13 protein-coding genes are annotated in these 13,248 nt (G+C 52.0%); 10 read left to right on the top strand and 3 right to left on the bottom strand.

Going from position 1 to position 13,248, the window contains the following annotated elements; genetic code table 11:
- The first annotated feature begins 157 nt into the window (after positions 1-157).
- From EXW94_RS17855 to EXW94_RS17810, 10 genes are all read left to right on the top strand, one after another.
- The gene (locus EXW94_RS17855; RefSeq protein WP_174339182.1) at positions 158-571 is read left to right on the top strand and encodes a hypothetical protein; all 414 of its coding nucleotides are present in this window, start codon (positions 158-160) and stop codon (positions 569-571) included.
- Positions 571-1,149, top strand: a complete 579-nt coding sequence (locus EXW94_RS17850; RefSeq protein ID WP_174339181.1) for a hypothetical protein — start codon at positions 571-573, stop codon at positions 1,147-1,149. The genes EXW94_RS17855 and EXW94_RS17850 overlap by 1 nt, the downstream gene beginning before the upstream one ends.
- Positions 1,150-1,160: 11 nt before the next feature.
- Complete coding sequence (locus tag EXW94_RS17845; RefSeq protein ID WP_174339180.1) at positions 1,161-1,904, top strand: ORF6N domain-containing protein; 744 nt, start codon at positions 1,161-1,163, stop codon at positions 1,902-1,904.
- Positions 1,905-1,906: 2 nt separating this feature from the next.
- On the top strand, positions 1,907-2,278 hold the full coding sequence (locus tag EXW94_RS17840) for a hypothetical protein (protein WP_217436298.1): 372 nt from the start codon (positions 1,907-1,909) through the stop codon (positions 2,276-2,278).
- Positions 2,262-2,519 carry an excisionase family protein gene (locus EXW94_RS17835; RefSeq protein ID WP_058657756.1) on the top strand — a complete coding sequence of 86 codons (258 nt, stop codon included), beginning with the start codon at positions 2,262-2,264 and terminating at the stop codon, positions 2,517-2,519. Before EXW94_RS17840 ends, EXW94_RS17835 begins: the two co-directional genes overlap by 17 nt.
- A 44-nt stretch (positions 2,520-2,563) precedes the next feature.
- Positions 2,564-3,856 carry a site-specific integrase gene (locus EXW94_RS17830; RefSeq protein ID WP_174339178.1) on the top strand — a complete coding sequence of 431 codons (1,293 nt, stop codon included), beginning with the start codon at positions 2,564-2,566 and terminating at the stop codon, positions 3,854-3,856.
- A 184-nt stretch (positions 3,857-4,040) separates the two neighbouring features.
- Positions 4,041-5,243 carry a nicotinate phosphoribosyltransferase gene (gene pncB / locus EXW94_RS17825; protein WP_010429311.1) on the top strand — a complete coding sequence of 401 codons (1,203 nt, stop codon included), beginning with the start codon at positions 4,041-4,043 and terminating at the stop codon, positions 5,241-5,243.
- A 166-nt stretch (positions 5,244-5,409) separates the two neighbouring features.
- The gene (asnS, locus tag EXW94_RS17820) at positions 5,410-6,810 is read left to right on the top strand and encodes an asparagine--tRNA ligase (protein ID WP_010429307.1); all 1,401 of its coding nucleotides are present in this window, start codon (positions 5,410-5,412) and stop codon (positions 6,808-6,810) included.
- Positions 6,811-7,413: 603 nt separating this feature from the next.
- Positions 7,414-8,469, top strand: a complete 1,056-nt coding sequence (gene ompF / locus EXW94_RS17815; RefSeq protein ID WP_010429301.1) for a porin OmpF — start codon at positions 7,414-7,416, stop codon at positions 8,467-8,469.
- 184 nt (positions 8,470-8,653) lie between these two features.
- The gene (locus EXW94_RS17810; RefSeq protein ID WP_047648166.1) at positions 8,654-9,844 is read left to right on the top strand and encodes an amino acid aminotransferase; all 1,191 of its coding nucleotides are present in this window, start codon (positions 8,654-8,656) and stop codon (positions 9,842-9,844) included.
- A 49-nt stretch (positions 9,845-9,893) separates the two neighbouring features.
- Here EXW94_RS17810 and EXW94_RS17805 read toward each other — a convergent pair whose 3' ends face one another.
- The 3 genes from EXW94_RS17805 to ldtD all read right to left on the bottom strand — a co-directional run bounded on the left by EXW94_RS17805 (position 9,894) and on the right by ldtD (position 13,112).
- Positions 9,894-10,541 (bottom strand): MBL fold metallo-hydrolase, encoded by a 648-nt coding sequence (locus tag EXW94_RS17805; protein ID WP_089598364.1) that lies wholly within the window; start codon positions 10,539-10,541, stop codon positions 9,894-9,896.
- 20 nt (positions 10,542-10,561) lie between these two features.
- Positions 10,562-11,113, bottom strand: coding sequence for a YcbK family protein (locus tag EXW94_RS17800; RefSeq protein WP_010429293.1), 552 nt, complete (start codon positions 11,111-11,113; stop codon positions 10,562-10,564).
- A gap of 175 nt (positions 11,114-11,288) precedes the next feature.
- On the bottom strand, positions 11,289-13,112 hold the full coding sequence (gene ldtD / locus EXW94_RS17795; protein WP_174340661.1) for a L,D-transpeptidase: 1,824 nt from the start codon (positions 13,110-13,112) through the stop codon (positions 11,289-11,291).
- Positions 13,113-13,248: the final 136 nt, after the last annotated feature.

Genomic DNA, 13,248 nt, shown 5'->3' with positions numbered 1-13,248 from the left:
GCCAGTTCAGAACCAGGCGGATTCATCCCTGCCGTATGCACGGCTCCGGAAACCTGAGCCTGAGGGTTAATCGCCGCTGGCGGCTATTTTCCCGCGATGGCGGTCAGAGCTGGGAAGTGATGTCTCATGAGCGCTATTCAAAAGTTAAGGACAGAAAATGAACAATAACCGTACAACCAGCATGATTGACCTGGTGTTCCAGAAGTACGACACACCTGCGGGACCCGTGTTTGTGGCCCGCCGCCATGGACGCATCAAAAAATGCTTCAGTCGTGACACTGCGATCCGCTACCTGGCGTTTTTTATGACGACATGGGCTTTTGAATGTTCAGGTTTTCAGACTAACCATCCAGATGTCCTCGTAGAAAGAGATGGCTTTGAAATGTGCCAACGAGGGGAGGTAACGGCGGAATATATCGCAGCCCACCAGCGATGCATGCGCCGCATTCGCCGAATCCTGGCGCGTAAGCGAGATATGCAGAAATGGTGTGAGAAATGGGATGCGATGCATGACCGATTCGTTAAAGAGGGTGATGCACTGCAAGCATGCAAACCAGAAGGAGTGCATTAATGGTTGATTCAGTCTTTAACCCGGAGCCCACATCAATTGGCATCCGTTATGGAAACAGAGTTATCGGGTATTCAGTAGCTATTCGCCAGCTCGACAAAGGTCACTGTGACAAAAACATCGCGGAAGGCATGGACATATTGGCTTGCATCATGGAGGCGGTAGAAAGCGGCTGGATCACTCTTGGCATTGAGAAGGAAATAATCGTATGGCGTTGGTTGCTCATCGCCGTCTTAATTACTGAGGAACAGGAGAAGAACGGGACCATTGATGTAGCCAATGACGAAGGCGGCTTTGACACAGCCGTTATCTACTCCGGCAAGTGCGGCTCAATCAGCGTCTACCCAGGACCGGAGCGATTCGCGCTCGCAAATCATGTTGAGGGCTGCGCCATCGAAAAATACGGCCTGCAGATTGGGCAGAAGCTGGCGCTGCGGATGTACCAAGACATGGTTGTGACTGACGACGAACGCGGCTTCAGGTTGTCGCCTCTGGGCAGAGAGTGCTTCGACCTGCTGCACAACAGCTTTATTGAACAAATCCAAAAAGAAGGTATGCCTGACATGCCGGTGATGCACTGAGGAGAATGGTGATGAACACAGTAACGATTAATAACAAACAACTACCAGCCGTCGAATTCCGCGATCAGCGAGTTGTGACATTCGCAATGATTGACGAAGCTCACCAACGACCAGATGGAACAGCAGGACGTAATTTTCGTGAAAACAGGAACTACTTTGTCGATGGGGTAGATTACGTTGAATTAGGTTCCGACGCTATACGCCGGGACCTTCCGGAAGGTGTGTTTTCTAAGTTTGCGCCCTCTGGAATTGTGCTTTTCGAATCTGGATATCTGATGGTGGCGAAGTCACTCACGGACGATCTGGCCTGGCAGGTTCAGCGTGAGCTGGTTAACAGCTATTTTCGCACTCGCGCACCACTGACGGAAATCGAGATGATCGCCGCAATGGCCGCCGATGCCGTTCGCCAGCAGAAGCGCCTGAATCATGTTGAAGAGCAGATCGAAACGGTCACTGAAGCTGTGGAGAACATCAAACGCGGGACCATGCGCGCCGGATATGTCGGTTACCGCCAGGTGGTAGCCAAAAGCGGAATGAGTGACGCCAAGTGCCGTAATTTGGTCAATGCCTACCGCATCCCGACAGACACGCACGAATTTATGACTCCAGACGGGCTGTTGTCACGTAGGGCTATTGTCGAACTGGAGCCGTTTATGGCCGCGTTTCGCCAGATGATGTCAGAAGCTGAACCGCGCGGCACTCGCTGGTATCACCCTAAAATGGGCCTGTTCCAGGCGATTGGGTGGGAGGGTTAAGAATGCACAAATTCTTCGTGGAGACAGACAACCTGAACACTATCAGCGATTGCCTGCAGCAGCTTGTTAACGCAGAAGAAGCGCAGCTCAGTATTGAAGAGCAACTGGCGAAATCGAACAGCAGCAGTGAATGGAGTACATGGCGCAAAAAGGCAGAGAACGCTCTGCGGCTGATCAAAGGGAAGCGTCGCATCATCACAGCCCGTCTGGCAGTCCTGCGTCATGAGGAAAAAGAACGCAACATAGATCTGCACCAGCAGCACAACGACTTCCTGGTTCAGGCTCTGCGCGAAATTGTTACGCCCTCCTCTTTTGCGCGTTGCGTGCGTCTGGCTAAAGAGAAAATGGAGGAGAACCATGCAAACCAGTGCTGAAATTATTCTTCTGGTGCCGAATGACTGGGTTAGCGAAAAGGTTCTGATTGCGGTTACCGGGCTTAAGCCCGGAACCATCACCCGAGCCAGAAAAGAATCCTGGATGCTTGGTCGCGAGTACCTGCACATTTCACCAGATGGCAATCCAAAGCCTTCGAGCGAATGCATGTACAACAGAAAAGCCGTTGATCAGTGGATCGAGGCTCAGAAAAAAAATCAACCAGGTGCGAAGACAGCATGAAAAGCAGTACACTCGTCAACGCTCCTGGACGTCAGGAGGGATTAATGGCTAATGCATCATACCCGACAGGCGTCGAAAACCACGGCGGTTCACTCCGCATCTGGTTTGTATATAAAGGCAAGCGTGTCAGGGAAAACCTCGGTGTCCCTGATACTGCCAAAAATCGCAAGATAGCCGGCGAGCTTCGTTCTTCAGTTTGTTTTGCGATAAGGATGGGAAATTTTGACTATGCGGAAAAATTCCCAAACTCACCGAACCTTGCCCGGTTCGGTCAGGATAGAAAGGAAATTACTGTGCTGGAGCTTACCGAAAAGTGGTCTGAGCTGAAGAGGATGGAAATCAGCTCTAACACTATGAGTCGGTACGAATCCATCATAAAAAACATGCTTCCGCGCATCGGCGAAAACAAAATGGTTTCTGCGGTGACCACTGAGGATTTGCTGTACGTGAGAAAGGAGTTGCTGACGGGTTTTCATGTAATGAAGAAGGATCACCGGACACAGGTTAAAGGCAGGAAGTCTTCGACCGTGAATAATTACATGATGCTGATGGCCGAGATCTTCCAGTTCGGAGCGGATAACGGTTACGCGAAGGAAAACCCGTTTAGCGGAATTAACCGCCTCAAAAAAGCGAAAGGTGAACCAGATCCACTCACGACAGAAGAGTTTATCCGGTTTATCCAGGCTTGCGGCCACCAGCAGATGAGAAATCTCTGGTCGCTGGCAGTCTATACTGGAATGAGGCATGGGGAGTTGTGCGGTCTGGCGTGGGAAGATATCGATCTGCATGCCGGAACCATCACAGTAAAACGCAACCTTACCCAGACGAATGAGTTCACCCTGCCAAAAACCGACGCAGGCACTGACAGGGTGATTTATCTCATTCAACCAGCTATTGATGCCCTGAGGAATCAGGCCCAGCTGACGCGCCTTGGCCGGCAGTATGAGATTGAAGTGAAATTGCGGGAATATGGCCAGTCAGTCATACACCCCTGCACTTTCGTTTTCAGTCCTCAATGCGTCAAGCATGGGCCTCGTAGAGGATATCACTACGCGGTTAATTCGATTAATAAAATTTGGGCCCCGATAATCAAGCGCGCCGGAATACGGTACCGCAACGCCTACCAGTCGCGACATACTTATGCGTGCTGGTCATTATCAGCTGGGGCAAACCCAAACTTTATAGCAACTCAAATGGGACATACCGATGCACAGATGGTTTACAAGGTGTATGGAAAGTGGATGTCAGAGAAGAGTGCCGAACAGGTTACCCTGCTCAACCAGGCGCTTTCACGCTTTGCCCCATCACTGCCCCAAAGCATGGTTGTAGCACAGTAGTAATCTGTAAATTCAAGTGGTTAGCTGCTCTATTGCTACATTTGTATAACACGAGGCACAAAATGCCCTCGACCATAAAGAGCGCTTATGTTGTGATCGGGGTTCAATAAATCACTAAAACAGGTATACTCCGGAGTTGTTTATTGTACTAAACGCTCCCGTGAGAGGATGCTACTGCGCACCTATGACTCAATTCGCTTCTCCTGTTCTGCATACATTGCTGGATACCGACGCGTATAAACTGCATATGCAGCAAGCCGTTTTCCACCATTACCATGACGTTCATGTTGCGGCGGAGTTTCGCTGCCGGGGCGACGACTTGCTGGGTATCTACGCGGATTCCATTCGTGAACAGGTCGATGCCATGCAGCATCTGGCGCTGCAGGACGACGAATATCACTGGCTTTCCGGCCTGCCCTTCTTTAAAGCTGACTACCTTACCTGGCTGCGCGACTTCCGCTACAAGCCAGAGCAGGTCACGGTGACTAACGATAATGGCAAGCTGAATATCCGCCTTGCCGGTCCGTGGCGTGAAGTGATCATGTGGGAAGTGCCGCTTCTGGCGGTGATCAGCGAGTTGGCCCACCGCTACCGTTCGCCGGAAACCGGCGTTGAGCAGGCGGTTGCCTCACTGGAGAATAAGCTGGTTGAATTTTCCCACCTGACCGAAGGGCTGGATATGTCCCGCTTCCGCCTGATGGACTTTGGCACCCGCCGCCGTTTCTCTCGCGAAGTACAGCAGGCTATCGTTAAACGTCTTCAGCAAGAGCCGTGGTTTGTGGGCACCAGCAATTACGACCTTGCGCGTCGTCTGGACCTGACGCCAATGGGCACCCAGGCGCACGAGTGGTTCCAGGCGCATCAGCAGATCAGCCCTGACCTGGCCAATAGCCAGCGCGCGGCCCTGGCCGCATGGCTTGATGAGTATCCGAATCAACTGGGGATCGCCCTCACCGACTGCATCACAATGGATGCCTTCCTGCGCGACTTCGGTCCTGAATTTGCTGAGCGTTATCAGGGTTTACGCCATGACTCCGGAGACCCGGTGGAATGGGGTGAAAAGGCCATTGCCCATTACGAGAAGCTGGGCATTGATCCGATGACGAAAGTGCTGGTCTTCTCTGATAACCTGGATTTAGCCAAAGCGGTGGATCTTTACCGCCACTTCTCCTCCAGAGTGAATCTGAGCTTTGGTATTGGCACCCGTTTGACCTGCGATATTCCTCAGGTAAAACCTCTGAACATCGTCATAAAGCTGGTGGAATGTAACGGCAAGCCAGTGGCGAAACTCTCTGATAGTCCGGGTAAAACCATCTGTCATGACAAAGCTTTTGTCCGCGCATTGCGCAAAGCCTTCGATCTGCCGCAGGTTAAAAAAGCCAGTTAACCGCATTCGGGAGCCGTAAAGGCTCCCCACTTCTTATTTATTTCTTATTTCTTCTCTTAAGACTGCGAAATCTGCTTGTCTGATGGCGGATGCCAGGTAACATAGATATCCCCCCATAAGGGCGGACAAGTGTTTATCATTTCCGACAATTAACAGAGAGAATATTATGAGCGTTGTGCCTGTAGCCGACGTACTCCAGGGCCGTGTCGCCGTTGACCAAGAAGTCACCGTGCGCGGATGGGTGCGTACCCGCCGAGATTCTAAAGCTGGCATCTCCTTCCTCGCCGTCTATGACGGTTCCTGCTTTGATCCTGTACAGGCCGTCATTAATAATTCTCTGCCCAATTACAATGATGACGTTCTGCGCCTGACCACAGGTTGCTCCGTCATTGTTACCGGCGTGGTTGTCGCATCGCCTGGTCAGGGCCAGAGCTTCGAAATTCAGGCTTCGGCGATTGAAGTCACCGGCTGGGTGGAAGATCCGGATACCTACCCGATGGCGGCAAAACGCCACAGCATTGAGTATCTTCGCGAAGTGGCACACCTGCGTCCACGCACCAACCTGATCGGTGCGGTGGCCCGCGTGCGTCACACGCTGGCGCAGGCGCTGCATCGTTTCTTCGATGAGCAGGGTTACTTCTGGGTATCCACGCCGCTGATCACCGCGTCCGACACTGAAGGTGCGGGTGAGATGTTCCGCGTTTCTACGCTGGATATGGAAAACCTGCCGCGTACGCCGGAAGGTAAAGTGGATTACGACAAAGACTTCTTTGGTAAAGAAGCCTTCCTGACGGTATCCGGCCAACTCAACGGTGAAACCTATGCCTGTGCGCTGTCTAAGATCTACACGTTTGGCCCAACCTTCCGCGCAGAAAACTCCAACACCAGCCGCCACCTGGCGGAATTCTGGATGCTGGAACCAGAAGTGGCCTTTGCCGATCTCAATGATGTGGCAGGCCTGGCGGAAGCCATGCTGAAATACGTGTTTAAAGCCGTTCTGGAAGAGCGTGCAGACGACATGAAATTCTTCGCTGAGCGCGTGGATAACGACGCTATTGCCCGTCTGGAGCGCTTTGTATCCGCTGACTTCGCGCAGGTGGATTACACCGATGCGGTTGCCATCCTCGAGAAGTGCGGTGAGAAGTTCGAGAACCCGGTTTACTGGGGCGTGGATCTCTCTTCTGAGCACGAACGCTATCTGGCAGAGAAACACTTCAAAGCACCGGTTGTCGTGAAAAACTACCCGAAAGACATTAAGGCCTTCTATATGCGCCTTAACGAAGACGGTAAAACCGTTGCCGCAATGGATGTCCTGGCACCTGGCATCGGAGAAATCATCGGGGGTTCTCAGCGTGAAGAGCGTCTGGACGTCCTGGATGCCCGTATGGAAGAGATGGGTCTCAACCCGGCTGACTACAGCTGGTATCGCGATCTGCGTCGTTACGGTACTGTTCCGCATTCAGGCTTCGGCCTGGGCTTCGAGCGTCTGATTGCCTACGTAACCGGTGTTCAGAACGTCCGTGATGTGATTCCGTTCCCACGTACGCCGCGTAACGCAAGCTTCTAACCCGCCTCAATGATAATGGCCAGCACATGCTGGCCATTATTTTATTCTGCAATGTCAGTTTATGTCAGCGCAAAGTCAGCCTCTTTAAAAGACAACCCCGTCAAAAGCACTAGCTGTTACGTTTTGTTTCCATGGAATATCTGTGAATAAAAAATATCCCGCATTCTTATTGTGCTTATTTAATTCTCAAGCAATAGCATATTTTTTATTCAATTTCACAGCCATCCAGAAGGCCTTTCGCGGTCATAAGAAAAGATGAGCCGTTTAACCGCTGTTTATATGAATTGCCTTTAGCCAAATTAAACATAAGCAATTCATATATAGGAATGAAACCGCCGATTAATTAACCAAGTCTCTCTGAAATTTGAGATGGTTCACAAAGTTCCCCAAAATATATATCTAGTTACACATTATTTCTTTTTGTTACCTAATCTTGAGAATTGTAGCACTTTCGGGCTAGCGAAACGGTTCTATGAATGGAAAGATGCCTGTCAGATACATAAAGACACCTAACTCTCATCAATAGTTCCGGAAATATTTATTGACAGAATTTATTGACGGCAGTGGCGAGTGTCATAAAAAAACCAATGAGGGTAATAAATAATGATGAAGCGCAATATCCTGGCAGTGGTTATCCCTGCCCTGCTGGTAGCCGGTGCAGCAAACGCTGCAGAAATCTATAACAAAGACGGCAACAAATTAGATCTTTACGGGAAAGCTGTTGGTCTGCATTACTTCTCTGATAATGACGGCAACGATGGCGACAAAACTTACGCGCGTCTGGGCTTCAAAGGCGAAACTCAGATCAACGATCAGCTGGCTGGTTACGGTCAGTGGGAATACAACTTCCAGGGTAACAACTCTGAAGGCTCCGATGCACAGTCCGGTAACAAAACCCGTCTGGCATTCGCAGGTCTGAAATTCGGTGACGCAGGCTCCTTCGACTACGGTCGTAACTATGGCCTGGTTTATGATGCAATCGGCATCACCGATATGCTGCCAGAGTTCGGCGGCGACACCGGCGTGAGCGACAACTTCTTCTCTGGCCGTACTGGTGGTCTGGCGACTTACCGTAACAGCGGCTTCTTCGGCCTGGTTGACGGTCTGAACTTTGGCGTTCAGTACCTGGGCAAAAACGAGCGTACCGATGCGTCACGTTCCAACGGCGACGGCTGGGCAACTTCTGTTAGCTACGATTTCGACGGTTTCGGTGTTGTAGGTGCATACGGCGCAGCTGACCGTACCAATGCCCAGCAGAATCTGCAGTGGGGCAAAGGCGATAAAGCTGAGCAGTGGGCTACCGGTCTGAAATACGACGCGAACAACATTTACCTGGCAGCGCTGTACGGTGAAATGCGCAACGCGGCTCGCCTGGACAACGGCTTCGCTAACAAAACTCAGGACTTCTCTGTTGTTGCTCAGTACCAGTTCGACTTCGGCCTGCGTCCATCCATCGCTTACTACAAATCTAAAGCGAAAGACGTAGAAGGCGTGGGTGATGAAGATTACATCAACTACATCGACATCGGTGCGACTTACTACTTCAACAAAAACATGTCCACCTATGTTGACTACCAGATCAACCAGCTGAAAGACGACAACAAGCTGGGCATCAACAACGATGATACCGTTGCTGTAGGTCTGGTTTACCAGTTCTAATCAGTACACCACGTTGTTATATGCTTAATGAACAGGGCTTCGGCCCTGTTTTTTTATGCCCGACAGAAAATAATGGCGACTTTTGAAAAGCCGCACGCTTTTCGTCGCAAACGGTTGGCATTTTGTAAATCTACCGTTAACCTGATAGCGGATTTCACTTCTGTAATCACAATGGAACTTCGTCATGTTTGAGAACATTACCGCCGCTCCTGCCGACCCTATTCTGGGCCTGGCCGATCTGTTTCGTGCCGACGACCGCCCTGGCAAAATCAACCTGGGTATTGGTGTATATAAAGATGAAACCGGCAAAACCCCGGTCCTGACCAGCGTTAAAAAAGCTGAACAGTATCTGCTGGAAAACGAAACCACCAAAAACTACCTCGGTATTGATGGTATCCCTGAATTTGGTCGCTGCACTCAGGAACTGCTGTTCGGTAAAGGCAGCGAAATTGTGAGCAGCAAACGCGCTCGCACAGCACAAACCCCTGGCGGTACCGGAGCGCTGCGCGTTGCGGCGGATTTCCTGGCGAAAAACACCTCTGTTAAGCGCGTATGGGTGAGCAACCCAAGCTGGCCAAACCACAAGAGCGTCTTTAACTCTGCGGGTCTGGAAGTACGTGAATATGCTTACTACGACGCGGCAAATCACTCCCTCGACTTTGACGGCCTGCTGGCGAGCCTGAGCGAAGCGCAGGCGGGTGACGTAGTGCTGTTCCACGGCTGCTGCCACAACCCAACCGGTATCGATCCAACGCTTGAGCAGTGGGAACACCTGGCGAAGCTGTCCGTAGAAAAAGGCTGGCTGCCGCTGTTTGACTTCGCCTATCAGGGCTTTGCCCGTGGTCTGGAAGAAGATGCGGAAGGCCTGCGCGCGTTCGCAGCCGTGCATCAGGAACTGATCGTGGCGAGTTCCTATTCCAAGAACTTCGGCCTGTACAATGAGCGCGTAGGTGCCTGTACGCTGGTCGCGGCAAACGAAGAGACCGTCGATCGTGCGTTCAGCCAGATGAAATCGGTTATCCGCGCGAACTACTCTAACCCACCGGCACACGGTGCGTCTGTTGTTGCCACCATCCTGAGCAACGATGCCCTGCGTGCGATCTGGGAACAAGAGCTGAACGATATGCGCCAGCGCATTCAGCGCATGCGCCTGCTGTTCGTGAACACCCTGGCTGAGAAAGGCGCTGACCGCGACTTCAGCTTTATCATCAAACAGAACGGCATGTTCTCGTTCAGCGGCCTGACCAAAGAGCAGGTGCTGCGTTTGCGTGAAGAGTTTGGCGTGTACGCCGTAGCGTCTGGCCGCGTGAACGTTGCAGGCATGACACCTGACAACATGGCGCCACTGTGCGAAGCGATTGTCGCCGTACTGTAAGTTGCGCCCATAAAAAAGCCTGCATTATGCAGGCTTTTTTTTATTCGGGTTACCAGACAGGCATTTCGTCCTGAAGGAACGGGTTATGGAGCCGTTCATAGCCCAGCGTCGACATCGGACCGTGTCCTGCGATAAACGTTACGTCATCACCCAGCGGCAATAACTTTTGTTTAATCGACTGAATCAGCTGACCGTGATCGCCGCGCGGGAAATCGCTGCGTCCTACGCCACCTTTGAAAATAACATCGCCGGAAATCAGCAGACGTGACTGGTCATCAAAGAAGACGATATGGCCTGGCGTATGCCCAGGACAATGCAACACCTGTAAAGTCACATTCCCTACGGTAACGCGATCTCCTTCGTTTAACCAACGATCGGGCGTCAATGGTAGACACTCATCAAGGCCAAACATGCGGCTTTGGGCGGGTAACCCCTGCAGCCAGAACTCATCTTCTTTTTCCGGGCCGATCACCGGCACACCGTAGTGTTCAGCCAGTTCAGCCGCAGCACCCACATGGTCAAGATGACCATGAGTGAGCAAAATCTGCATCAGCGTAACGCCGCTTGCTGCGACTTCCTGCTTGATTTTCTCAGCGTCACCGCCGGGATCGACAAGCGCGGCCAGTTTAGTTTGCTCGCACCAGATCAATGAACAGTTCTGGGAGAACGCGGTAACCGGAATAATACGATAGTTCATACTGCTCCTGTGTTTCGTTATTACCAGTGCCGAACCGGCCCGGTATCAATATGCACAAAGTTGCTACGTGGGTAGTATCCTACACCACCTGCGCGCATAGATAACGCGGCTTTGCGAATATTGGCTAACGAAACGCCTTCAATGTGGAAATCCATTGCCTGCCCTTTGGTGTGATAGCTTTTTTTCGCTACCCCACGGCTGTGGGCGCGCAGTTCATTGTTGGTATCGAGTGAACGGTATCCTGAAATGAGCTGCACCGGCTTGCTGGTTCCCAGCAGGCCCTGAAGGCGGAAAATCTGATCAAACAGTCCTGGATCGATGGCTTTTATTTTATTCGCGCGGAAATCACGGAAAAAATGGTTAAGTCTTGCTAATTCATCCTGAATATAGCCTCTGCCATCGAAAAACTCCGCTTTAAGCGACTCACCGGTATGAAGATTGTTGAGCGTTAAAATACGCGGACGTGGTGTCGAGAGGGTGGCAAATGCTGGCGTCGGAAGGATGGCCGCAGCGCCGAGCGCAACACCACCTAACGCCAGCAATTTGCGGCGATTAGCGTCAAATTTGTCCATGATAATCAGGTCTACAGGTCAATGAAATCGTAAATATGCTTAGCGCACGAAGGGCACCTTAACCGTCAAAACAGCTTACGTCAAGGCGCCCAACCCCAGTGAATACGCGGCTTACAGCCAGATCGCCCCGTATTCACCATAACTTACGACAATCAATTTGCCCGAACTACTTCATTTACCTGATTAATTGTTCAGCTTTTGGCAAAATTTGTGCGCCGGATCGCGCAGTGAGATCATAATTGTAAATATCTGTACGGTACTGGGTGCGCCCGTCCTCGCCGACAAACGCCGTCAGATAGTAAAGATTGACCGGAATGTTGTGTCGGATATTAACGTAACGGGTATCACCTTGTTTCAACGCATCTGAAATCCGCGTATCGTTCCAGCCCGCATCCTGCAGCAGCATATTTGCCAGCTCGGAGGCCTTATTCACACGGACGCAGCCCGAACTGAGCGCGCGCGTATCCTTCTGGAACAGGTTGTGGTTCGGCGTATCATGCAGATAGATTGCATCTGAACTTGGCATGTTGAATTTATAGCGCCCCAGCGAGTTATGGGCGCCTGGAGCCTGCTGGAAGCGGAACGGTAAATTTGACGCCGTTATCGTTGACCAGTCGACCATCCAGGGATCTATCGCCTCTTTACTGTTCCAGCCGCGCATCACGGTATACCCGTGGCGCTCCAGATATCCTGGATCGTTCCAGACCTTAGGCAGGATATCCTTACGAGCCAGCGTCGGCGGAACGTTCCACGGCGGGTTAACCACCACGTTATTCAGCGCGCTGCTCATCATTGGCGTTTTACGATCGGGACGCCCGACAATCACACGCGAAGCCAGCACTTCACTCCCGTTCTGGTAATAGACCAGCGAATACGCCGGTATATTTACCATGATGCCGGTAGACAGCGTGCCTGGCAGCAAGCGCAAACGCTGGATATTCAGCGCCAGTACGCCCGCCCGTTGTGCCGGAGAAACATTCAGCCAGTCGCGCGTTGACGGACCAATTACGCCATCGGCACCCAGCCCCTGAATAGCCTGGAACTGCTTAACTGCCGCAACCAGCTCGCGATCATACGCGGCTGGCTTCGAGCTTAGCGGAGCTGCACTGGTCTCTTTTACCGGTGCCGACGGGCTCACGGCCACGCTTTGACCGTCATCGCCAGGAAGCGCAATCTTTGGCCCATTATCCAGAATGCCGGAACGTTTGAGAATTTCGCGCAGTGCGGGAACATCACTGCTCCACTGCCCCGGACGCAGCGTGGCGGTCGCTCGCAGCTGCGGCCACGGACGCGAATCCGCAACCAGCTCAAGCAGCGACTGATGCATTGTGGCGTATTGCGGATGTGCAGGCGCAAGGCTTGCGATAAAGCGCGGCAGGTCGCCACTATCCAGTGACAGTTGCCATTGGTTTATGACCGACAGGGCTGGCGTCGCCAGTTTGTACGGTTTTTCGCTGTATAACCAGCGATTGCCATTCACCGAAATACCCGCCACAAACTGGAGATACCCCATCATGGCATCCGAGAGAACCACGTCACGCGCCTTCCCCGTCACGGCAGGATCGGTCAACAGCTCAACCCAGGTCGTAAACTGCGGCTGAATGCCCGCGATGGCCACTTCGGCCAGCTGCTGCTGGAAAGCTCGCACCGCATCACGATTGTCCCACATCGGTTTCATATCACGCGCGGCATAGAGCAGCGTGAGCTGATTGAGATAAGCAGGCGTATATCCTGATGGCAGCCCGGACTGCAGCTGCTGACGGACAGACTCTATGTCGATACCTTCAGGTAACGGCGTAATACCGGCCATAATGGCCGTTGCTGGCGACTGCTCCAGCGGCTGCGACAACGATGTAGGCTGAGCGCCCATCGTTGCAGAGCTGTCAGTCGGTACAACCTCAGGCTCATCAGCCTGCGCGGTGAACAGTGGAGCAAACATCACTGCCAGACACAAACTCAGCACTGACAGCTGACGACCACGATTTTTCTTTAGCAACATCCCTTGCCCCCTGTTTTCACGACACGCCCATCACATTGGGGCTTTCTTTCATTATAGGTAGGCACAATTGCTGTTGGCTTACCTTATGTAAAGAAGTTTAAAGATAACGCAGCCGTAAGCACAAGCTATGAGTAAA

The sequence above is a fragment of the Enterobacter sp. JMULE2 genome, assembly GCF_013337145.1.
GTDB lineage: Bacteria > Pseudomonadota > Gammaproteobacteria > Enterobacterales > Enterobacteriaceae > Enterobacter > Enterobacter mori.
This window is presented reverse-complemented; position numbering and strand designations above follow the sequence as displayed.